19 protein-coding genes are annotated in these 21,381 nt (G+C 66.8%); 9 read left to right on the forward strand and 10 right to left on the reverse strand.

The window, feature by feature from the left end:
- Positions 1 to 20: 20 nt before the first annotated feature.
- The 6 genes from map to CQ050_RS10355 all read right to left on the reverse strand — a co-directional run bounded on the left by map (position 21) and on the right by CQ050_RS10355 (position 6,862).
- On the reverse strand, positions 21 to 812 hold the full coding sequence (gene map / locus CQ050_RS10330) for a type I methionyl aminopeptidase (protein ID WP_105556734.1): 792 nt from the start codon (positions 810 to 812) through the stop codon (positions 21 to 23).
- Positions 813 to 1,058 (reverse strand): ParD-like family protein, encoded by a 246-nt coding sequence (locus CQ050_RS10335; RefSeq protein WP_105556735.1) that lies wholly within the window; start codon positions 1,056 to 1,058, stop codon positions 813 to 815.
- Between the two features lie 100 nt (positions 1,059 to 1,158).
- Positions 1,159 to 1,893, reverse strand: coding sequence for a DUF2894 domain-containing protein (locus CQ050_RS10340; protein ID WP_105556736.1), 735 nt, complete (start codon positions 1,891 to 1,893; stop codon positions 1,159 to 1,161).
- Complete coding sequence (locus tag CQ050_RS10345; RefSeq protein WP_105556737.1) at positions 1,865 to 2,515, reverse strand: OmpA family protein; 651 nt, start codon at positions 2,513 to 2,515, stop codon at positions 1,865 to 1,867. The genes CQ050_RS10340 and CQ050_RS10345 overlap by 29 nt, the downstream gene beginning before the upstream one ends.
- On the reverse strand, positions 2,512 to 6,114 hold the full coding sequence (locus CQ050_RS10350; RefSeq protein ID WP_105556738.1) for a DUF802 domain-containing protein: 3,603 nt from the start codon (positions 6,112 to 6,114) through the stop codon (positions 2,512 to 2,514). The genes CQ050_RS10345 and CQ050_RS10350 overlap by 4 nt, the downstream gene beginning before the upstream one ends.
- A 10-nt stretch (positions 6,115 to 6,124) precedes the next feature.
- Positions 6,125 to 6,862, reverse strand: coding sequence for a DUF3348 domain-containing protein (locus tag CQ050_RS10355; RefSeq protein WP_105556739.1), 738 nt, complete (start codon positions 6,860 to 6,862; stop codon positions 6,125 to 6,127).
- 202 nt (positions 6,863 to 7,064) lie between these two features.
- On the opposite strand from CQ050_RS10355, the gene CQ050_RS10360 reads away from it, so the two are divergent.
- The 3 genes from CQ050_RS10360 to CQ050_RS10370 all read left to right on the forward strand — a co-directional run bounded on the left by CQ050_RS10360 (position 7,065) and on the right by CQ050_RS10370 (position 9,401).
- Positions 7,065 to 8,294, forward strand: coding sequence for a helix-turn-helix domain-containing protein (locus CQ050_RS10360; RefSeq protein WP_105556740.1), 1,230 nt, complete (start codon positions 7,065 to 7,067; stop codon positions 8,292 to 8,294).
- A 31-nt stretch (positions 8,295 to 8,325) separates the two neighbouring features.
- Positions 8,326 to 8,958, forward strand: a complete 633-nt coding sequence (locus CQ050_RS10365; RefSeq protein ID WP_105556741.1) for a glutamine cyclotransferase — start codon at positions 8,326 to 8,328, stop codon at positions 8,956 to 8,958.
- A gap of 71 nt (positions 8,959 to 9,029) precedes the next feature.
- On the forward strand, positions 9,030 to 9,401 hold the full coding sequence (locus tag CQ050_RS10370; protein ID WP_146121019.1) for a hypothetical protein: 372 nt from the start codon (positions 9,030 to 9,032) through the stop codon (positions 9,399 to 9,401).
- Positions 9,402 to 9,454: 53 nt separating this feature from the next.
- Here CQ050_RS10370 and CQ050_RS10375 read toward each other — a convergent pair whose 3' ends face one another.
- Entirely contained in the window at positions 9,455 to 11,209 is a 1,755-nt protein-coding gene (locus CQ050_RS10375) for an NAD(P)H dependent flavin oxidoreductase family protein (protein WP_105556743.1), read from the reverse strand.
- Positions 11,210 to 11,328: 119 nt separating this feature from the next.
- Between CQ050_RS10375 and CQ050_RS10380 the strand changes: the two genes are divergently transcribed.
- The 4 genes from CQ050_RS10380 (at position 11,329) to CQ050_RS10395 (ending at position 16,800) form a co-directional block, all read left to right on the forward strand.
- Complete coding sequence (locus CQ050_RS10380) at positions 11,329 to 12,798, forward strand: PLP-dependent aminotransferase family protein (protein WP_105556744.1); 1,470 nt, start codon at positions 11,329 to 11,331, stop codon at positions 12,796 to 12,798.
- Positions 12,799 to 13,003: 205 nt separating this feature from the next.
- Positions 13,004 to 14,128 (forward strand): TRAP transporter substrate-binding protein, encoded by a 1,125-nt coding sequence (locus tag CQ050_RS10385; RefSeq protein WP_105556745.1) that lies wholly within the window; start codon positions 13,004 to 13,006, stop codon positions 14,126 to 14,128.
- Between the two features lie 90 nt (positions 14,129 to 14,218).
- Positions 14,219 to 14,839: a TRAP transporter small permease subunit gene (locus tag CQ050_RS10390; protein ID WP_105556746.1), complete on the forward strand. Its 621-nt coding sequence runs from the start codon at positions 14,219 to 14,221 to the stop codon at positions 14,837 to 14,839.
- Positions 14,839 to 16,800, forward strand: coding sequence for a TRAP transporter large permease subunit (locus CQ050_RS10395; RefSeq protein WP_105556747.1), 1,962 nt, complete (start codon positions 14,839 to 14,841; stop codon positions 16,798 to 16,800). The genes CQ050_RS10390 and CQ050_RS10395 overlap by 1 nt, the downstream gene beginning before the upstream one ends.
- A 6-nt stretch (positions 16,801 to 16,806) precedes the next feature.
- Here CQ050_RS10395 and CQ050_RS10400 read toward each other — a convergent pair whose 3' ends face one another.
- Both CQ050_RS10400 and CQ050_RS31075 read right to left on the reverse strand, forming a co-directional pair.
- Positions 16,807 to 18,075, reverse strand: a complete 1,269-nt coding sequence (locus tag CQ050_RS10400) for a hypothetical protein (protein ID WP_105556748.1) — start codon at positions 18,073 to 18,075, stop codon at positions 16,807 to 16,809.
- A gap of 7 nt (positions 18,076 to 18,082) precedes the next feature.
- Entirely contained in the window at positions 18,083 to 19,123 is a 1,041-nt protein-coding gene (locus CQ050_RS31075; protein WP_233213943.1) for a GNAT family N-acetyltransferase, read from the reverse strand.
- A 141-nt stretch (positions 19,124 to 19,264) separates the two neighbouring features.
- Between CQ050_RS31075 and CQ050_RS10415 the strand changes: the two genes are divergently transcribed.
- Positions 19,265 to 19,777: a MarR family winged helix-turn-helix transcriptional regulator gene (locus CQ050_RS10415; RefSeq protein WP_233213944.1), complete on the forward strand. Its 513-nt coding sequence runs from the start codon at positions 19,265 to 19,267 to the stop codon at positions 19,775 to 19,777.
- Complete coding sequence (locus CQ050_RS10420; RefSeq protein WP_105556750.1) at positions 19,774 to 20,559, forward strand: DNA alkylation repair protein; 786 nt, start codon at positions 19,774 to 19,776, stop codon at positions 20,557 to 20,559. The genes CQ050_RS10415 and CQ050_RS10420 overlap by 4 nt, the downstream gene beginning before the upstream one ends.
- Positions 20,560 to 20,570: 11 nt before the next feature.
- On the opposite strand, the gene CQ050_RS10425 is transcribed toward CQ050_RS10420, so the two are convergent.
- On the reverse strand, positions 20,571 to 21,320 hold the full coding sequence (locus CQ050_RS10425; protein ID WP_105556751.1) for an SDR family oxidoreductase: 750 nt from the start codon (positions 21,318 to 21,320) through the stop codon (positions 20,571 to 20,573).
- Positions 21,321 to 21,381: the final 61 nt, after the last annotated feature.

Here is a 21,381-nt window from a genome sequence, read left to right on the forward strand (position 1 = left end):
GGGGCCGGCGCCCTGGACGGTCAGGGAATCGGCGGATAGTCGCCGTAGCCGTCCGGCCAGGGGGTCAGCACCTCGTACCCGGTTTCGGTCACGACGACCATGTGCTCCCATTGGGCCGACAACGAGCGGTCTTTGGTGACCACCGTCCAACCGTCGGGCAACTGCTTGGTCGCGGGTTTGCCGGCATTGATCATGGGCTCGATGGTGAACATCATGCCGGGTTGCAACACCAGGCCTTCGCCGGGGCGACCGTAGTGGAGCACTTGCGGCTCGTCGTGATAGATCTGGCCGATGCCGTGGCCACAGTATTCGCGCACGATGCTGAAATGCTCGCGATGCGCGACCGTCTGGATGGCATGGCCGATATCGCCCAGCGTGGCGCCGGGCTTGACCGCCATGATGCCCGCTCGCGTGGCTTCGTAGGTGGTGTTGACCAGGCGGCGCGCCAGGGGGCTGGGTTGTCCCACGTAATACATGCGGCTGGTGTCGCCGAACCACCCGTCCTTGATGACGGCCACGTCGATGTTCAGGATGTCGCCGTTCTTCAGCACCTTGGCTGACGGGATGCCGTGGCAGATCACATGGTTGACCGACGCGCAGATCGTCTTGGGAAAGCCGTGATAGCCGACGTTGGCCGGAATCGCTTTCAGCACGTTCACGATGTACTCGTTGCAGATGCGGTCCAGGTCATCGGTGGTGACGCCAGGGCGCACGTGTTCGCCGATCATGTGCAGCACTTCGGCCGCCATGGCGCCCGCCTTGCGGGCCATTTCGATATCGGCGGCGGATTTGATGGAAACCTTCTTCGCCATTTACGCGGCCTCCTGCTGGGCAGCGTCGGGTAAGCGCCGAGACAGCGACGCGATGGTGAAGCCTTCGCCCTGTTCGATGCGGATCAGCAATTGGCAGATGTCCGCGTGGCGCAGTTCGGGATAGAGCTCGGACAGCATGCCGATGCGCATCCAGTGTTCGGCCTGGGAATTGATCGAGCGGCTGAGGGCGCCGCTGGCGACGCGCAGATTCTCATGCATCTGCTCGGAGATTTTGACGAGACCCATGGTGGGAATGATCCGTATATGGTTTGTATATGGATCATATCTTACTGCGGGGCCGCAGACCGTGCAAATCGGGGGCCAACGGGGCGGCTGCGGTCCGCTCTTAGCGTGTCTTGGCGCGTGTCGGTTTTTTGGCCGGCGCCGCCTTGGCCGTGCCTGTCTTTGCCGTTGCCGACTTGCCGGCGCCCGCGCGAGCGGTCTCTTTCGGCGCCGGGGCCGTGACGGCGTGGAGCTGCTCCATCCACATCAGCGCGTCCGTATACGACAGGAACTGCTGCAGATAGCCCGGCGACAGCTCTCGCATCAACGACAGCGCGCGGTGCACCAGTTGATTGGAATTGAGCGGGCCGGCGTTTTTGTGCACCTGTTCCTGCGACTGGCGCACCTGGCGGTCTGCGCTGACCCGTGACCAGACGCCGCGGAAATAATCCAGCATCTGCACGTCGGGATAGGTGGCCCGCAGGCCCAGCGTGTCGCGCGTCCAGCCGCTGACGCCGCCGGGCGGATCCGGGTCGGCCAGGTAATCGATCAGGCCGGCTAGGGCGCCGGCGCTGCGGGCGGCCTCCGAGGCGCCGGCATCGGCGGCCGCGGAATCGGCCAGGGAATCGGCCTCCAGCCGGCCTTCATAAGCATGCAGCAAATCGGCCAGCCTTGCGTCCAGCAACTGCCGCGCCAGGCCGTCCATCGCCGCCGCGCGCCGGGCCATGGCGTCCAGGAAACGGAAACGCACCGGGTCGACGCGGTCCGCCCCGCTGTCGCGCCAGGCGTCCAGCGTAGCCTGCGCGTCGCGCGCGCCGCCAAAGCTGCCGTCACTGCCCACGCGGCTTTTCCGGGTCATTGGACGGCTTGGGAATCGGCGTGATCTCCACACGGCGGTTCTTGGCGCGTCCCGCTTCGTCGGCGTTCGACGCCACCGGCTGTTCGGAGCCGAATGCGGCCGCGAAGACGGTGGAGGCGGGCACGCCTTCGTCGATCAGCGCCCGCGTGACCGTCAGGGCGCGTTGCGCCGACAAGTCCCAGTTGTCCGCGAAGCGGCGGTTGCCTTCGCGCACCTGCTGGTCATCGGTATAGCCGCTGACCATCAGGATTTCGTCGTGCGTCTTCAGATAGGCGGACAGCGGCTCGATCAGGGATTTCAGGACGTCGCGGCCTTCGGGCTGCAATTGGTCGGAATTCAACGCGAACAGCACGCTGCCGCTGATGCCGATGCGCCCGTTGATCAGTGTGACGCGGCCAGCCGCCAGCGGGCCCGCCAGCGCCTGCTCCAGCGTTTCTCGCCGTTGCGTTTCTTCCTGGCGCTGCTTGACCTCTTCTTCCAGCTGTGTCGAGAGTTGCAACTGCACGCCGATCACGCTGACCAGGATCAGCACGAAGGCGCCCAGCAGCACCGACATCAGGTCGCCGAAGACGGCCCAAACCGGTGCGGTTGCCTCGACGCCGCCATCGATGTCCTCGCTCATGCGGCTTCGGCTCCGGCGGTGGCGCGCTGGATCGCCAGTTGCTGCAGATTTTCGATGATCTGCTTTTGCGACATCAGGCTCAGGTCGACCACTTCACGGGCCTGCGCCACGTAATAGGACAGTTGTTCATCGCCGCGCGCGATGGACTTGTCCAGCGCGGCTTCGATGCGTTGCAGGTGGGCGACGAGCTTGTCGTTGGACTCGCCGAACAGCTGCACCGCGACGCCGAACGATTCACCCAGGCTGGCCACTTCCACGGCGCTGCGGGTGACGTGGGCGGCGACGTCCGTGAGCTTGCCGGTTTCGGCTTCGACCCGGTCGGTGAACTGCGTGCCGACGCGTTCCAGTAGTTCGGCCGACGAGGCGACCAACGCGTCCACGGCCGTGCGTTGCTCGGCCGCAGTGTGGTTCACGGCGGTCAGCAACGTGTCCAGCGTGTCGAGCAGGCGGTTGCGTTCTTCCAGCATGTCGTTGTCGCGCACCATGCTGTCGGACAGCTTCTGGCGCAGTTCGCCGATGACCTCGGCAGCCGCCTTCGGGGCCTCGGACGCGGCTTGCACCAGGCGGCCGATCTCGGCGATGGTGTCGCTGGCGTGCGCTTGCGTCTGCGAGGTGATGTCGTGGGCGGTCTGGGCCAGCGTGTCGCAGATCTGCTGCTGTTGGCTCGCGGTGGCGGCGCCGGCCTGTTCCCATTCCTGGCGCAGCGCATCGGCCATGCCGGCCAGCTTTTCGGTCCAGGCGGCCAGGCGCGCGTCGTCGCTGGACGCCAGCGCGGCTTGCAGGCCGGTGTGCGATTGGTCCAACGCTTGCAGCAGCGCCGCCGAGTGTTGCTCGAACGCGGCGGCGGCGGTTTCCAGGGCTTGGCGGTTGCCGGCGGCCAATTGCTCGCCGACCTGTTCCTGGCGCGTCTGCGCATCGGTCCAGGCCTGCGTGACATGGCTTGCCGCCGTTTCCAGACGGGCGGATACGTCTTGCAGCAGGCCGGCCTGCGCCTGGGTCTGCGTGGTGATTTCACGGGTGGCCTGGGTCAGCGTGTCGCTGAGCGCCTGTTGGCGGTCGGCGGCTTGCACGCCGGCCAGTTCCCATTCCTGGCCCAGCGCATCGGCCATCGCGGCCAGCTTGCCGGTCCAGGCGGACAAGCGTTCTTCGTCCTTCGCGGCCAACGCGGCTTGCAGGTCCGCATGCGATTGGTCCAGCGTGCGCAGCAGCGCGGCCGAGTGCTCGCCGAAGGCGGCGGCGGCGCTGGACAGGGCGTGCTGGTTGTCCGCAGCCAGCTTTTCGCCGACCTGTTCCTGGCGCGCTTGCGCGTCGGTCCATGCCTGCGTGACCTCGCGCGCGGCCGACTCAAGGCGGGCCGATACGGTTTCCAGCAGACGGGCTTGCGCCTCGTTCCGGGTGGCGACGTCTTGCGCGGTCAGGGCCAGCGTGTCGCTGATTTCCTGTTGGCGGACCACAGTATGGTCGCCGGCCGCCTTCCATTCCTGGCCCAGCGCCGCGGCCATCGTGGCGAGCGTGCCGGTCCAGGCGGTCAGGCGTTGTTCGTCCTTCGCGGCCAGCGCGGCTTGCAGGTCGGCATGTGACTGATCCAACGTGCGCAAGAGCGACGTTGCGTGCTGCTCGAAGGCCGCCGCGGCAGTGGTCAGGGCCTGCTGGTTGTCGGCAGCCAGCTTTTCGCTGACCTGTTCCTGGCGGGACAACGCGGTGTTCCATTGGTCGGACACGCGGGTGGCCGCCGTTTCCAGGCGGGTGGACACGCTTTCAAGCAGCAGTGCCTGGGCTTCGGTCTGGGACGTGACATCGCGGGCAGTGCGGGCAAGCGCATCCGACCAGGCGGCCAGGCGCTCGTGGTCCTTGGCAGCCAGTGCGGCCTGCAGGTCGGCGTGCGACTGCTCCAGGGTGCGCAGCAGCGACGCCGAATGCTGCTCGAACGCGGCGGCGGCGGTCGTCAGGGCTTGCTGGTTGTCCGTGGCGAGTTTTTCGCCGACCTGTTCCTGGCGGGAAAGCGCGGCTTCCCAGCGGTCGGACACGTTGTTCGCGGCGGCTTCCATGCGCGCCGACACGCCTTCCAGCAGGCTGGCTTGCGTGGCGGCCTGAGCGTTGATGTCGCGCACGGCTTGCGCCAGCGCGTCGCTGATGGCCTGCTGGCGGTCGGCGGCTTGCGCGCCGGACTGCTGCCATTCCTGGCGCAGGGTGGCGCCCATCGCGCCCAGCGTTTCGGTCCATGCGGCCAGGCGTTGCTGGTCGCGCGAGGCCAGCTCGGATTGCAGCAGCGAGTGCGATTGGTTCAAGGTGCGCAGCAGCGAGGCGGAGTGCTGCTCGAAACTGGCGGCGGCTGCGGTCAGGGCTTGCAGGTTGTCGCCCGCCAGCTTTTCACTGACCCGCTCTTGCCGCGACAGCGCGGACGCCCAGGCGTTGGACATGTCGCCCGACGAGGCTTCCAGCCGCGCGGAGACGCCGTCCAGCAGGGCGGACGAGCGTTGTTCAAAGGTCTGCGCAAAGCGGTCCAGCGACGCGCGAAGGTCCTGGGCCAGCGTCTCGCTTGCCCGCTGCTGACCGGCCAGGGCCTGGCTCCAGATGTCGGCAACGGTGGCGGTGGATGCCTGGAAACCCGAGGTCAGGCTGGCCAACTGCTGCTGCACGGCCTGAGTCACCGTGTCTTGCAGGCTGGCGGTTTCGCGTGACAGGCTTTCCATCGTGGCCTGCACCACGGGCTGCAAGGCCACGCCGGCGGAACGCGCGCTTTCCGCCACGCCTTCCTTCATGGACTGTTCCATCACGGCGGCCAGCCGGGCGTACGCCGCCTCGGCCTTGCCCTGGAACACGTCCTGGCTGGCCAGTTGCCGCTCGTTGATGGCGTGCGTCTGCTTTTCCATGTTTTGCATCATGGATTGCAACCGATCGACCAGCGTGGGCATGGCGTCGGCCTGCCGTTGCATCACTTCAGCCTGCCGTTGCAGCAGCTTGAAGGATTCTTCGCGCTGATAGCTTTGCGAGTACACCCGCAGCGTGGTCGCGATCTTCGTGTCCAGCAGTTGCGCGGCCTGCACGCGTTCGCGGCGGCACAGCGCGGCCAGCAGGCCCAGCATGGCGGAGGTCGCCACGCCGGCGATGGACGTGCCGAACGCGAAACCCAGTCCCTTGACCGGCGCGGCCAACGACGCGCGGATCGCGCCCAGGTCGGTGGCGCTTTCCAGCGCCATGCCGGTGCCGCGCAGGGTCACGACCATGCCCAGGAACGTGCCCAGCATGCCCAGCAATACCAACAGGCCCACCAGATAAGGCGTGAGCGCCGGACCAGGCAGGCCGACTCGCTCGCCTTCCACCCGCAGCCGCGCCGCGTTGCGCAGGCTGGGATGCAACTGGTCCAGCCAGGAACCCAGGCTGGCCGGCGCTTCCGACAGACCGGTGGCCGACCGCGTCAGGCTGGCGGTGGCTTGCTGGTAGCGCAGCAGCTCCAGCGTGCCCGCCAGATAGCAGACGCCGATCAGTAGCGTCACGGCCAGCGCCAGCGGGTTGGTGCCCGCATAGCCCGCGCCGATCCAGCCCACGACGGCCAGACCGGCCAGGAAAACCACGAAATTGATCAGATACTTGGACATAGTGTCCCGGTTAGCTGGCGCGAAGGGCGGCAAGCAGCCCTTCGACCGGTTGTAAACGAACATCCAATTCGGCAAGCAGGACGCTCCGCATATCCTTGCGGAACACGTCCAGCCATGCGCCGGGTGTTATCGGCGCGTCCGTGGCTTCGGCGGCTTCCGCCGCTTCGGCCAGGCGCAGCCGTTCAAAATGGCCGGCAAGCAGCTTGGGGATGACGCCCAACAGGGCGCGCTCCTTGGGCAGCAGGGCGCGGTCCATGATGGCATCCACCACCGCCAGACGCGTCATCTCGCCGTTTTTGGCCGCGACCATCCCGCGCAGGCGACTACGCAGATTGCCCACGCTGGTCTCCATCGTGTGCTGCAACGACTGATAACGCTGCCGGAAATTCGAGTAATCCGCTTCGGCTTCCGCGATGGCCGCCGGCTTCTTGGCCGAGGCTTGTCCGGGAAGAGGCCGTTTGGCGGCCGTGGCCGCCGTGTCGCTGGCAATGGCGTCCGCCAGCGTGGTCCGGACGCGCTGGCACTCGCGTTCCTCGGCATTGCTGAACGTCCGCGCGCCGGGAGCGATCACCGGCGGGCGGGTATTCAAGGCCGCGGACAGCGCGATCGCGTCCGTCCAGCCGAGCCATTGGCTCAGATGGTCAGAAAGCGATTGCCTGGATTCCGGAACGTCGACATCCGTCAGGCGAGTCAGCAAGCGAATGAGCGTCGGGCCGCTTAAACCTGTGCGCTGTGGGGCTTGCAACATACCACCAGAGTCAAAAAGGGGGGAGTTTACACGGTGGGGCGAGGGGAAAGGGGGCGCGGCGGCAGGCGCCGGTTAAAAAATGGGGTCGCATCAATGCCCGGGTGCAACAGTGTGACGGGTCGGGCGGGCGCCGGCGAGGCCTGCGGTGGTAGATTAGTTTCCAGGCCCGGGCCAGCAGGAGCGAGCGCATGGCGGCATTCCGATGGATATTCTGATCTTGAACGCGTCACGCGCGTTGGCTGCGGGTGATCCGATCAGCGCGCTGAACCATGTTGCGTTGCGCGACGACGCGCCGGCACTGGCGTTGCGCGGGATCGCGATGGCGCAATTGGGGGACTTTGCACGGGCCAAGGCGCTATTGCGCCGCGCGACGAAAGCCTTCGGCGCGCAGGACGTCATCGCCCGCGCCCGCTGCGTGGTGGCCGAGGCCGAGGTGGCGCTGGCCTCGCGCGACCTAGCCTGGCCCGAAAAGTCGTTGGCCGCCGCCCGCGCGACGCTGCTGGCGCAGGGCGACACGGTCAATGCCGCGCATGCCGCGCAGCTTCAGGCGCGTCGGCAACTGCTGGTCGGACGGCCCGATGACGCCGGCCAGATCTTGGACGGCGTGGATGCGACGGCCCTGCCCGCGGCATCGCGGGCAATCCATGAATTGATCCGGGCCGGCATCGCATTGCGCCGGGTCCAGGCGTCGGCCGCAAGCGCGGCATTGGCGCGTGCCGCGGGCGCGGCGCGGCAGGCAGGCATTCCGGCGTTATTGGCGGAAGTGGACCAGACGTTCCGGGCGCTGCATGCGCCGGCCGGCCGCCGGGTGTCGCAGGACGGGGTCCACGACATGCCGCTGGGCGAGGTGGAAGCGCTGATGGCGTCAGCGGCGTTGATCATCGACGCATGCCGCAACGTCTTGCGGCGCGAGGGCCGAATGGTGTCGCTGGCCAGCCGCCCCGTGCTATTCGCGCTGGCGCGGATGCTGGCCGAGGCATGGCCGCGGGACGTGTCGCGCGAACTGCTGATCGCCCAGGCCTTTCGGACCGGCTTCCAGGACGAGTCACACCGTGTGCGCCTGCGCGTGGAAATCGGGCGTTTGCGCGCGACGATGCACCCCTTGGCCGGCGTCCATGCGACGAAGCACGGCTTTGTCTTGCGTCCGGAGGGCGCGCCCAAGGTGGTCGTGCTGGCCCGCCCGGTGGATGTGGCGGACCGCGATCAGGCCGCCGTGCTGGCCTGTTTGGCCGATGGGCAGGCGTGGTCGAGTTCCGCCTTGGCGCTGGCGCTGGGGGCCAGCCAGCGCACGGTGCAGCGGGCGCTGGATGCGTTGGCGGCGGCCGGGCAGGCGCAGCCGTTGGGGCACGGACGGGCGCGCCGCTGGATGACGCCGCCGGTGCCGGGTTTCACGACAAGCTTGTTACTCCCTGCGTTGTTGTCCGATCAGTAGCATGAAGTCTCCTACTAACCAGGATGCAATCATGAAACGAACCCAAGCCCAGATCCTCCGTGAATACGGCCCGTTCCCCGGCGTCGACAACGTGCACGGCGTCACGTTCGATGGCGATCAGGTGTGGATGGCCGTGGGGGAAAAACTCGTCTCGCTGGATCCGGCCACCGGCGTCACGGCGCGCGCGCTGGACGTCGCGGCCAGCGCCGGCACGGCCTTCGACGGCAAGCACCTCTATCAAATCGCCGACGGGCGCATTCAAAAGCTGGACCCCAAGAGCGGCCGCGTGCTGGCGACGATCCCGGCCCCGGGCGGTGGCGGCGATTCCGGCATGGCCTGGGCCGAGGGCTCGCTGTGGGTGGGCCAGTACCCGCAGCGCAAGATCCATCAGGTGGATCCCGAGACCGGCCGCGTGCTGCGCACGATTGATTCCGACCGCTATGTCACTGGCGTCACGTGGGTGGACGGCCAGCTTTGGCACGGCACCTGGGAGAACGACGCGAGCGAACTGCGGCGCCTGGAGCCCGCGACGGGCGACGTCCTGGAAAGCGTCGAGATGCCTGCGGGTATGGGCGTTTCGGGCCTGGAGTCGGATGGGGCGGACCGCTTTTTTTGCGGTGGCGGCAATAGCGGCAAGGTCAGGGCGGTGCGGCGGCCCGGGTAGAATCGAGAGGGATCGGGGCTTGTTTTAGCAGGCCCGAAGGGCCTGGCCCTGTACCTCTCACTGGGAAACGCATGAAGCTTGCTCCATTTGGCATTTTCGGAATGGCCGTCATCGGCTTTGCGGCGCACGCCGAGCCGCTGGTCATCCCGACACCGGAGCAGGCGCACGCCGCCGTGGTCACGCTGCTGGGCGACGATCTGCCCGGCATGAAGCAGTCTCAACTGGCCATCGGCACCTGCCTGCCGGCGCCCAATCCGTCGCACAAGGGGCGCGTGTCTTGCACCACGATGCTGCTGATGCCGGCGGGCCGCTCGGAAGCGCCGATGGATTTCTACCAGGACGGCGGCAAGTGGGTGGCGTCGCCGCCCACCAACCTGACATTGCCGTTTCCCGACCCCAAGCTGGCGAACCAGCATTGGGTGGAAGGCCAGGCCAAGCCGTAGCGCCATGCTTGTGCGGCCGCGGGCCATGCGCGCGCAGTTGGCCGCTTGGCCGTTCAGGCCGTGAGCGGACGCAGCAGCACATCCTCGTAGAACGCGCCGATGGGCAAGCGCAGGTCGCGCACCTGGATTTCCAGCACCCAGATGCCGTCGCCCGGCACGAAATCGGCATTCGCCAACCGGTGTTTGCCGTATAGCGCATGCGGAAAATCCGACACCCGGTGCCCGGCGATATCGTGCACCAGCGCGCAGCCGTATTCGTGGGCGTAGACATCGGCCAGGTCATATAGCGCTTGCCCGGTCAGACCGTCAAGCCAGGCCAGGCGCGCGCGCTGGAAGACGTCGCGGGCCGCTTGGGCGCAGCGCTGCCGGTCGGCGTCGGCCCCGGTGACGAAGGTGTCGCCGTAGTCGCCTTCGTAGCCGTCCCAGACGGGGCCGATGTCCACGACGAAGATGTCGTCTTCGCCCAGCGTGCGGCGGCGGTCGGTGGGCTGCACGGCAGGCGACTGCGAGTCGGCGCCGAACCTGACGTAGGTGGGATGCCAGTTGTGCGACGCGCCCATGCGGCGCAAATGCTGGTCGGCCAAGGCGATGGCATCGCCGGTGGTGATGCCGGGCGTTATCAGGGCGGCAATCTCGTGCACGGCCGCCATCGAACGCTGGCGGGCTTGCAGGATGCCGTCCAGCGTGAATCTTTCGCCGACGCGTTCCCAAGGGTGCGGTGGCTGGCGCGGTGTCTGGCTCGGGCGAGAGTCGTCGGCAGGCAAGAACGCTTCGGAATGGAATCGACCTTCCGGCAGGCCCACCGCGCGCAGCCGTGCCTGCGCTGCCCGGACCATGGCGCCATTGCCGCAGGCGTAGACCATCGTGCGTGCCCAGTCATGCCCGGCTTGCGCCGCTACGTCCTGCACATGGCGGCCGGGGGCTTGGCCGGTAGCGGGGTGGCGCGACGATGCGCCCAAAGATCCGTCCGAAGGCCCGTCGCAAGCGCCGCCGGACAGCACGGGATGCCACCGCAACACGCCGTCTTTACCTTGCAGCGCATCCAGCAGGCCGCTGGCGTAGCAATCCTCGGGCTTGCGTCCGCCCCAATAGAGCGTCACGCTTTGCAGGCTTCGGCTGTCCAGGGCGGCCATCAGGATCGGGAACACGCCCGCAAAGCCCGTGCCGGTTGCCAGCAGCACCAGGTGGTCGATGCCGGCGGGTGGCGTGGCGGGCCAGACGCAGGCGCCATGCGGCCCGTCCAGCGACAAGGCGTCGCCGGGCATCAGCGCAGGCAGGATCTGACCGGTGAACGTGCCGGCGGGGGTGCGCCGGATGTGGAACGCCAACCGTCGCGGGCCGACGGCGCCGGGCACATTCGCAATCGAAAAGCAGCGGTGGCTGCCGTCCGCAAGGTGCACGCGCACATGCTGCCCGGGCTGGTAGTCAAAGGGCTCGACGCCCTGGATGTCGAGGATCAGTTCGGTCACCTCCGGCGTCAAGGGCCGGCGCGAGACCACGCTTGCGTGCCGGCGCCGCGGCGTGCTGGCGGGGGCGGTCCAATGCGGAAAGCGCAGCGTCATGTCGCTGACCGCGCGGCATTGGCACATCAGCAATTCATCGGCTGCCGGCACATAGGAAGACTCGTTTGGCGGGGTGATGCGCGTGTAGCGTCCCGCCAGCACCTGCGCCCGGCAAGCGCCGCACTCTCCGCGCTGACAGGAAAACGGGACCGGCGTGTCGACGGCCAGCGCGGCGTCCAGGAGGGGCGTCTGGCCGTCGGTGGCGAATTGGCCGGAAGGCAGGGAGATCGTGTAGGACGGGGGCATGGCGGGTCCGGGGTGGAGGGTGGAAAAGAGAAATCCAGACCTGAATTTATCGATAGAATGGCTTATCCAATAGGGCCATATTCGTAAAAATGAACAAGCCACTTTCAAGCCGGAAGAAATTGGAATCCAGCCTGGACTTGCCGCAAGAGTCGCCCCGCGAGGGCGAATCGAAGCAGTCGTGGGTGTATCGGCAGATTCAGGAGCGGATCTTGAAAGGGGCGTTGGCCTCCGGCGCGCGGCTGCCGTCCACGCGCAGCCTGTCGCAGCGTTGGCGCGTGTCGCGCTCGACCGTCGAGGCGGCCTACGACCAACTGCGCGGTGAAGGCTATACGACAGGCGCCGTCGGCTCGGGTACCTACGTGTCGGCGATCATCCCTGATAACTTCTTCCGCCGAGGCTTGCCAGGCGATTCCGGCGGCCATGCCGCGTCGGAGTCCAAGCGACCCGCGCAGCCCGGGCGCGCCGATACGCCGCGGGCTACGCCCGGGCCCGAACCGCTCTTTGCCGCCCGAACCGCCGACGCGTCGCTGTTTCCCATGGCCACATGGCGCAAGGGCTTGATGACCAGCGCGCAGCGCGTGACGCCAGACCAGTTGGCCAACGAGGAATCGCAAGGCTGGCTGCCATTGCGCGAACAGATCGCGCGCTATCTGGGCACGGCCCGCGGCATCTCGTGCCATGCGGACCAGGTCGTCATTCTGACCGGCATCCGGGACGGGCTGGACCTGAGCGCGCGCATTCTGCTGTCGCGGCAGGACAAGGTACTGGTGGAAGACCCGGGCTATTTGAACGCCATGCCGCTGTTCAGCCAGTTCACCTCGCGAGTCGTTCCCATCGCCATCGACGAACACGGCTTTTCGGTGGCGCGCGCGCGTCGTCACCGCGGCGTGAAGCTGGTGCATGTCACGCCCGCGCATCAGTCGCCCACGGGTGTCACGATGCCGGTCTCGCGCCGCCTGGAACTCCTGGCGTGGGCAAAACAAGCGGATTGTTGGATCATCGAAGACGATTACGACAGCGAATTCAACTACGACAGCGCGCCGCTGGCGGCGTTGAAAAGCCTGGATACGGCGGACCGGGTCATCCATTGCGGCAGCTTCAACAAGACGATGTTCAATGCGCTGCGGATCGGGTATGCGGTGGTGCCGAAACGATGGGTCTCGGCATTTTCCCGGGCACGCCATACGACCGGGCGGTCCAACAGCATGATCGAACAGATGACGCTGGCGGGCTTTCTGGAAGACGGCAGCTTTGCGCGCCATGTCCGCAAGGCGCGGGCGGTGTATGCCCAACGGCGCGACGTGGTGATGCGGTTGCTGGCGCAGGCGGCGGCCGGTGAACCCGTGCGAACCAGCGGCGAGCACGCCGGGTTTCATCTGCTGTGGTGGCTGCCGCCTGGGCAGGATGCGCACGTGTTGCGGGACCGGGCGCGGGCAAGGGGCCTGGCGTTGCAGCCGGTTGCGGACTATTGCCGGCGCGTGGACCTGCCTGCGGGCCTGGTGATTGGCTACAGCGGGCTGGACGAACCGGAAATCATGCGCCAAGGCGCATTGCTTCAGGCATTGCTGGCGCGCCCCACGGCTGGTTAGACCAAAGGCCTAATCCGGCGGTCTAGGGTAATTCCTGACAACAAGCTGATTGTCAGCGCTTAGGCGGAAAGGTTTAATCAGCTCAAAGTTGCAAAGCGGTCGCAGTCCCGGCACCGGGAAGCTCGCAGCAGGCGTTTCTCACGTGTCCATGCAGGTGCAGTCACTACAAGCTGTTCCATGTAGTCCACCAAGGAGACAACAAGCCATGCAACAACCCACGAAACCCCGCCGCAAGTTCATTTCCGGCGCTGCCGCCGCGGGCGCCGCCGCATTGGGATTTCCCGCCGTCACCCGGGCGCAGAACGCGCCTGTTTCCCTCAGGTTCCAAAGCACGTGGCCCGCCACGGACATCTTCCACGAGTTCGCGCGCGACTATGCCCAGAAGGTCAACGACATGGCCGGCGGCCAGTTGAAGATCGAAGTGCTGCCTGCCGGCGCGGTCGTGAAGGCGTTCGATCTGCTGGACGCCGTGTCGGCCGGCACGCTGGACGGCGGCCACGGGGTGGTGGCCTACTGGTACGGAAAGAACACGGCCGTGGCGCTGTGGGGATCGGGGCCGTCCTTTGGCATGGACGCCAATATGCTGCTGGCATGGCACGAATACGGCGGTGGCAAGGAACTGCTGGTCGAGATCCAGAAGGCGATGGGCGTGAACGTGGTGTCGCTGATGTATGGGCCGATGCCGACTCAACCCTTTGGCTGGTTCAAGCGGCCCGTGACCAAGGTCGAGGACGTGAAGGGCGTGAAGTTCCGCACCGTGGGGCTGGCAATCGACATGTACACGGCCATGGGCGCGGCGGTGAACGCCTTGCCGGGCGGCGAGATCGTGCCGGCGCTGGACCGTGGCCTGCTGGACGGGGCCGAGTTCAACAACGCGTCGTCCGACCTGGCGCTGGGTTTCCAGGACGTGTCCAAGATCTGCATGCTGCAGAGCTTCCACCAGAGCGCCGAGCAATTCGAAGTGCTGTTCAACAAGGGCAAGTACGACTCTTTGCCACCGCACTTGAAGCACGTCTTGAGTTACGCGGCCCAGGCCTGCAGCGCGGACATGTCCTGGAAAGCGGCCAACCGCTATTCGCAGGACTACATCAAGCTGCAGAAGGACCACAACGTCAAGTTCTACAAAACGCCTGATGCGATCCTGCAGGCGCAGTTGAAGATCTGGGACGAGATGATCGCCAAACGGTCGGCCGAGAACCCGCTGTTCAAGAAGGTGCTGGACTCGCAGCGCGCATTCGCCGAACGGGTGGGGCGCTGGCATGGGGATGTGTCGGTGAACTACCGCATGGCCTACAACCACTACTTCTCGCGCAGCACCAAACCGGCCTGACGCCTGTCTGCCTGGCCGCCCGCTGGCCCCCCGGGGCCAAGCGGGCGGCGTGTGCGCCCACGGCGCCATGCGTCTTGTCCTGGATGCCCGATGATCCGACTTATACGCTTGATTGACCGCATCTCCACTTTCGTCGGGCAGACGTTTGCCTGGTTGATCGTCGTGCTGGCGCTGCATGTGTGCTGGGAAGTGGCGGCGCGCTATGTGTGGAACCAGCCCAGCGCCTGGGCGTTCGATATGCAGATGATGTATTACGGCATCTTGTTCATGATGGCCGGGGCGTACACGTTGGCCAAGAACGGGCACGTGCGCGGCGACATCCTCTATGGCTTTCTGCCGCCGCGAGTGCAGGCGGGCCTGGACCTGATCCTGTTCATCGTGTTCTTTTTCCCCGGCGTCATCGCGCTGGTGTGGGCGGGCTGGTACTACGCCGGCTACTCCATCGCCATCGGTGAACACTCGTCGCTGATGGCGGACGGGCCGCCCATTTATCCCTTCAAGGCGTTCATTCCCGTCGCCGGCGCCGTCCTCCTGTTGCAAGGCGTGGCCGAAGTGCTGCGTTGTGTGCTGTGCCTGCGGCGCGGCGCCTGGCCATCGCGCGAAGAGGACGTCGAGGAAGTCGACGTGGACAAGCTGAAGAAGATGGTCCACGTGAAGGACGAAGACATCGCCCAATTGGACCGCTACGTGACGCCCCGGGAGCCGCACTGATGAAAATCCACAAGGCGTTGTGGTTTGGCCTGTCGTGCATCGGAATCGTGCTGCTGATGATCGCTTTCCTGACCCCGTGGGGCGATCTCACCACGGGGCACATCGGCCTGTTGATGCTGGCGCTGATCGTGGTGGCGATCATGCTGGGGTTTCCGACGGCGTTCACGCTGATGGGCATGGGGGTGCTATTCACCTTCCTGGCGTACTACATGCAGAGCGCGGACGCGGGGCGGTCCATCGGTCAGACGCTGGACCTGATGGTGCAGCGCACGTATGCCACGATGACCAACGATTCCCTGATCTCGATCCCGCTGTTCGTCTTCATGGGGTATCTGGTCGAACGGGCCAACCTGATCGAAAAATTGTTCCGGTCGATGCATCTGGCGCTGGCGCGACTGCCCGGCGCGCTGGCGGTGGCCACGCTGGCCACTTGCGCGATCTTCGCCACGGCGACCGGCATCGTCGGGGCGGTGGTGACGCTGATGGGACTGCTGGCGATGCCCGCGATGCTGAAGGCCGGCTACAGCGTGCGGCTGACGGCGGGCGCGATCACGGCGGGCGGCTGCCTGGGCATCCTGCTGCCGCCGTCGGTGATGTTGATCGTCTATGGCGCGACGACGGGCGTGTCGGTGGTGCAGCTGTATGCGGGCGCGCTGTTTCCGGGAATCATGCTGGCGGCGTTGTACATGATCTACGTGATCATTGTGGCCAAGCTGCGCCCGGATATGGCGCCGCCGCTGCCGGTGAACGAGCGCGGCGTGCCGCTGTCGCCGGAGACCCGGGCGCTGGCCGCAGCGGGCTACACGCGGGCATTGTCGGGCATGGTGGCCGCCCTGTTCAAGGGCCGCCGCAACCGTGATGTGTCTGCTGGCTTCCTGTTGCGCAACATGGCGACGGCGCTTGCGCCGCTGGCCGTGACGCTGCTACTGGTGGCGGTGGTGCACCATGGCGTGACACGGCCGCAGGTGGAATACGACATCCCTGCGGAACTGCGTCTTGGGTCGGGCGGTTTCGATACGGGCGGGGGCTTGAGCGAGCCGGACGCCGGTGGTCTGGCGGAGCCGCCCTCGGGTGAATTGGCCGAACCGCCGTCTTCGGACGCCGGGGCAACGGGCCTGTCCGAACCGCCGGGCACCCCGGAGGCATCGGGCCCGGCCGCTGGCGCCGCCGTTGCTACCCCGCCTGCTGCCGCCGCTGCCGAATCCGTCCCGACGCCAAACGGGTTCTGGATATTCGTCGCGGTGTGCGCGGTGATGCTGGTGGTGTTCTATGCGGCGCTGACCTGGGCGCGGCTGGAAATCTTCAAGATGCTGATGTCGTCGTTCTTTCCGCTGGCGGTCATGATCGCGGCGGTGCTGGGGTCCATCGCCTTTGGCCTGGCCACGCCCAGCGAGGCGGCGGCCATGGGCGCCATGGGCGGGGCGCTGCTGGCGCTGGCGTACCGGCGCCTGAATCTGCCGGTACTGCGGGAATCGGTCTTCCTGACCGCCAAGACCAGCGCGATGGTGTGTTGGCTGTTCGTGGGGTCGTCGATCTTCTCGGCCGCATTCGCCTTGCTGGGAGGCCAGCGCATCATCGAGGACTGGGTGCTATCGCTGGGCCTGACGCCTATCCAGTTCCTGCTGCTGGCGCAGGTCATTATCTTCCTGCTGGGCTGGCCGCTGGAATGGACCGAGATCATCGTGATCTTCATGCCCATCTTCGTGCCGCTCTTGAACGCGTTCGGCATCGACCCGCTGTTTTTCGGCCTGCTGGTGGCGCTGAACCTGCAAACCGCGTTCCTGTCGCCGCCCGTGGCCATGTCGGCGTTCTATCTGAAAGGCGTGTCGCCGCCGCATGTGACGCTAAACCAGATCTTCCTGGGCATGATGCCGTTCATGGGGATCCAGGTGGTGGCCATCTTCCTGCTCTACATGTTCCCGGGGATCGGGATGTGGCTGCCGACGGTGCTGTATCGGTAGGTTCGGTCACTCGGTGACCAGATACGCCTGTCCCCCCGGGGCTAGATAAGGCGCCAGGTCCTTGAAGGGCACCGTCGCATGGGTGCCCAGGCAGACACCCATCGCATGGCCGATGCCGGAAATCGACAACGTGAGCACGCCGGGCGTTTCCGTGCCCAACGCCAGGTAGCTGGGCCACAGGTCCGAACAGCTTTCCAGGGAATCGTCATCCGTCGCGCCCTTTGCGTTCGCGGCGGCCAGCGGCGCGCGCGTTTTTTCCATCAGCGCCAGCAGGGCTGGGCTTTCCTTGCGCCAGCCGTCTTCGCCGGGCACGTAGGCGTCGAAGACGCGGTTCCAGTCCAGATATTCGCCGCGCAGCAAGTCGAAGGTGTAGGGCTCGAAGTGGTTGTCGGGGTGCGCGCCGCCGCAGTACAGGCTGCCGGATTCGGTCACGGTCATCAACGCCTTGGACAGCCACTGGACGGTGACGGCCTCATCGTCGTAGCTGCCGAGCGTGCCGGCGGCCGGGTTGCCGTCTGTGTAGGCCGACGCCATGCAGGCCAGCGCCGCCAGGTTCATTTGCCAGTGGCGCTGTTCAAGCAGTGCGTTGACGCGGTCGAGGACTTGCGGGTTGGGGTGCCGGCTTAGCCTCGGGTAGGTGAATTTCGTCCGAGGGTCGCGCCACATCCGGTAGGCGACCGCGCCATCGCTACTGTCTTTTCCGACAGGCACGGCATGGCCGGCAAGTTTCAAGGTTTCGTAGGGGGCCGTGCGGTCATTGATGCCGACATTTACGTCGATGCCGCTGCCCACGCCGCCGCTGATCGCCGTGGTGACGGCCTGTACGCTGCCGGGCGCGGACGCGTCGGGATCGTATTCGGCCACGCGGCGCAAGGTAAAGCTGCGCTGCTTGCCGGTGCGGGCGTCGGTCCAACGGCCTTGGTAGCCGCCGGCGTCGCGTTTGCCTTGCCAGGTGGCGGCGGCAATCGCGGCCAGTTCGTCCGATTCCGGGTCCGTGCCGGCGTCGGCCAACGCCTGGAAGGTCTTAGGCTCAATCAGGGCCTGCGGGGTGCCTTTCAACGGAATGTCGACACCGTGCTTCGGATAGAAGTAGCGGCCGGTCAGCATGCCGTTGTCCGCCGGCTTGCTGTCCAGTTCCATCACCACATCGCCCGCGCCTTGCAGCGTTCCCGTGTAGACGACACGCGGGGCCGCATGGGCCGGGTTGCCGGCATGCGCAAGAAGCGCCAACGCCATCGCGGCAAGAGGCAAACGGGGCAGATGGAACCGGATCATGGCGCGGTCAGCCCTGGGATTGGCCGGATGCGGCGGACAGCGTGACTTGCCCGAATGTCATCCATACCTGCGCGGTTTCGGACGCCTGGGCCCGATACGTGCCGCTGGCGTCGCCCAGGCGCATCGCCACGGCCGCGAATTCCCAGGCTTGGGCGTCGTCGCACTGGACTTTGCGGTGGGTATAGGCGGCAAGGCCGTGCGCGCGTCCGAATGCCAGCGCGAGTTGTGCGTGCTCGGACAGTTCGGCGGGCACGGAAGGGTGGTCCCAGCCCCACAGGAAGCTGCCGTCGGCGCTGTTGGACGTGCCGATGATCTGCACCGGCGCCGTCGCGGTGATGCCGCCGGGCAGTTGGAAGACAATGCTGGCGCTATCCATGTCCACCGACCATTGCTCGGCGTCGTCCAGATGCCAGGTGGCGCAATGCGCGCTGGTGGCGGCACGCATGCCCTCCACGCTCTGGGCGATGAAGGCGTGGACGTCGAAGGGCTGGGCGGTGTCGGACATGCGGGTCGGTTCCGTGAAAGGGGATCGGGTCAGAATGATAGGGCAAGATCCGCCGGCGGGCCGCGGCAGCGCGTACACGGCGGTAGGGCGGTCGTAGTGCTGTTCGTGGGCGCTGAAAGCGAAGCCCAGCTTCTCCAGGACGCGTATCGAAGCGTGGTTGCCGGGCCAGACCACGGCCACCAGTTCGGGGACGTCCAGCACGCGCCAGGCATGGCCGCACAGCAGCCGGCCCGCCAGCGTGGCGTATCCATGGCCCCAGGCCGCACGGCACAAGCGGTAGGCCAGCTGGATGCGGCCGCCGTCGCCAAGGGGGACCAGGCTGATCCATCCGACGGCGGCGCCATCGGCCAGGACGGTCCAATGGCCGATGTCGGGAAGTGGTTCGCGCAGCCACGCCAACAGTTCCTGGCGCCGCGCTTCGCTGGCGGGCTTGATGCCCGTGCTGTGCCGCATGACCACGGGATCGGACTCCATGGCCAGGATCATGGGCACATCGTCGATCTGTACGCGGCGCAGGGTTACACAGGCAGTGGTGCGGGGCATGGGCGGAATGGATGCTGAGCGATTCCCGATGATACCGGTACGTGTGGCGGTTTGCGTTTAATTGATTAGGCGCCTTACTATATGCCAATGAACTTGGAAAAAGGAAGATCGCCCATGCCCGACGTGATGCGGACGCCGCCCATGCTTGCACCTAAACACCACGCGCTGCTCGACGAAGCGGCGCGGCGCGGGTTGGCCTCGGCTGACGACATCGGCCTGTGTTTCCAGTTGCTGTCGCTGGCCAACGCCATCGACCGCGATTGCGCGGCCCGCCTGGCGCCGAAGCAGTTGTCGGAAGGGAAGTTCGTGGTGCTGTTCCTGCTGCACGAGCAGGCCGGGGGGCTGTCGCCGCATCAGCTTGCGGACGGGGCAGGCGTGACGCGCGCGACCATCACCGGCCTGGTCGACGGGCTGGAGCGCGACGGCTTTGTGCGGCGCGAACCCGGCCCCGGGGATCGCCGCATGGTCCGGGTAACGCTGACCGCCAAGGGCAAGTCGGCGGCGGCCAAGCTGTTCAAGGAGCATACGGACTGGATTGGTTCGTTGTTTGGCGGGCTGGGCGCGGCCGACAAGGCGCGGCTGAGCGACCTGCTGGCGCGGGTGTGGCATGGCACCGACACCGGCCGCGCGGCGTTTCGGAAGGGGGCGCAATGACCCGGACCGCATCGCCCGCCGCGACAGCCACTGGTCGGGGCGTCAAGGACATCGGGCAAGCCAGGCTGGCGCAGTTGAACGCGGGGGCGCCCGCCACCACGCTGACCGAGTGCCTGGCGGTGGACTTTGCGGCGTTGATGCAGGCGGTGGTCCCGCAAGTGGGCGTCGACGCCATCGCGCAGATGCGCGCGCAGGCAGCCACCGGCATTTCCAAACGCATGGTGGCGGCCGCCCGCATCCTGAGCGCCCACCTGGGCCGGGATGCCGACGCGACATTGATGGCGCACGGCTCCGACACCGTGCGCGGCTGGGCCTGCTTCGTGGTGGGCGCGCAGCCGGACCTGCCATTGCAAGCGCGGCTGGACCGTATCCGCCCCTTGGCCGACGACGCCCATTTCGGCGTGCGCGAGTGGGCGTGGCTGGCGGTGCGGCCGCGTTTGGCCGACGAACTGGAAGCGTCGGTGCAAGCGTTACGACCCTGGACGCGGGATCCCTCCGAGCGCGTGCGCCGCTTCGCCAGCGAATCGCTGCGCCCGCGCGGGGTCTGGTGCGCCCATATCGCGGCGTTGAAGTCGGACCCGGCTATTGCGTTGCCGCTACTGGATCCGTTGCGCGCCGATCCGGCGGCCTATGTGCAGGATTCGGTGGCCAACTGGCTGAACGACGCCAGCAAGGACCAGCCGGCATGGGTGCGCGCCGTGTGCGCGCGCTGGCTGGCCGCTGAAACTTCCGCCGCGACCGAACGCATCTGCAAGCGCGCATTGCGTTCGATCGGGGCCTAGCCGCATCGTCGTCAGAGCTGGCTCATTCCGCCGTCCACGACGATCTCGGTGCCGACGATAAAGGCGGATTCCGGCGCGGCCAGGTGCAGCACGGTGGCCGCCAGTTCTTGCGGTGTGCCGAAGCGGCCCAGCGGGACCTGCGCCTGGATGCCCGCCGCGGTCTTTTCCAGGGTCTCGGCGTCCAGGCCGAGTTTGTCGTAGATCGGGGTCGAGATCGGGCCCGGGCTGACCACATTCACGCGGATGCCGCGCGGCAGCAATTCGGCCGACAAAGTCTTGGCCAATGAGATCAGCGCGGCCTTGCTGGCGGAGTAGATCGACGACGCCGGCATGCCGATGTGGGCGTTGATCGATCCGTTCAGCACGATAGAGGCGCCCGGGTTCATCAGCGGGACCAATGCCTGCAACTGGAAGAACACGCCTTTGATGTTGGTGTTGAAGGTTTGGTCCCAGAGGTCCTCGGTGGCCTCGGCCAGCGTGGCGAACTTGGCAATGCCGGCATTTATGAAGACCGCGTCCAAGCGGATGCCCGCGGTCTGTAGCGCGCCGGCCAAGCCCGCCGCCGCGCCCGCCGCGCCGGCCGTGTTCTGGATGGCCACGGCGCGCGCGCCCAGGGTGGCGCGTGCGGTTTCCAGGGTGGTGGCGTCGCGTCCCGTGATGATGACGCGGGCGCCTTCCGCCGCGAAAGCCTGGGCGGCCGCCAAGCCGATGCCGCTCGTGCCGCCGGTGACCAAAACGGTCTTCTGTTCAAAACGGTTCATGGTTATCTCCTTGGGAGTCGTTCGATAAGGTGTAGCCATAGTGCGCCGAAGGCAGCCCTTT

Source organism: Achromobacter sp. MYb9 (genome assembly GCF_002975275.1).
Lineage (GTDB): Bacteria > Pseudomonadota > Gammaproteobacteria > Burkholderiales > Burkholderiaceae_B > Achromobacter.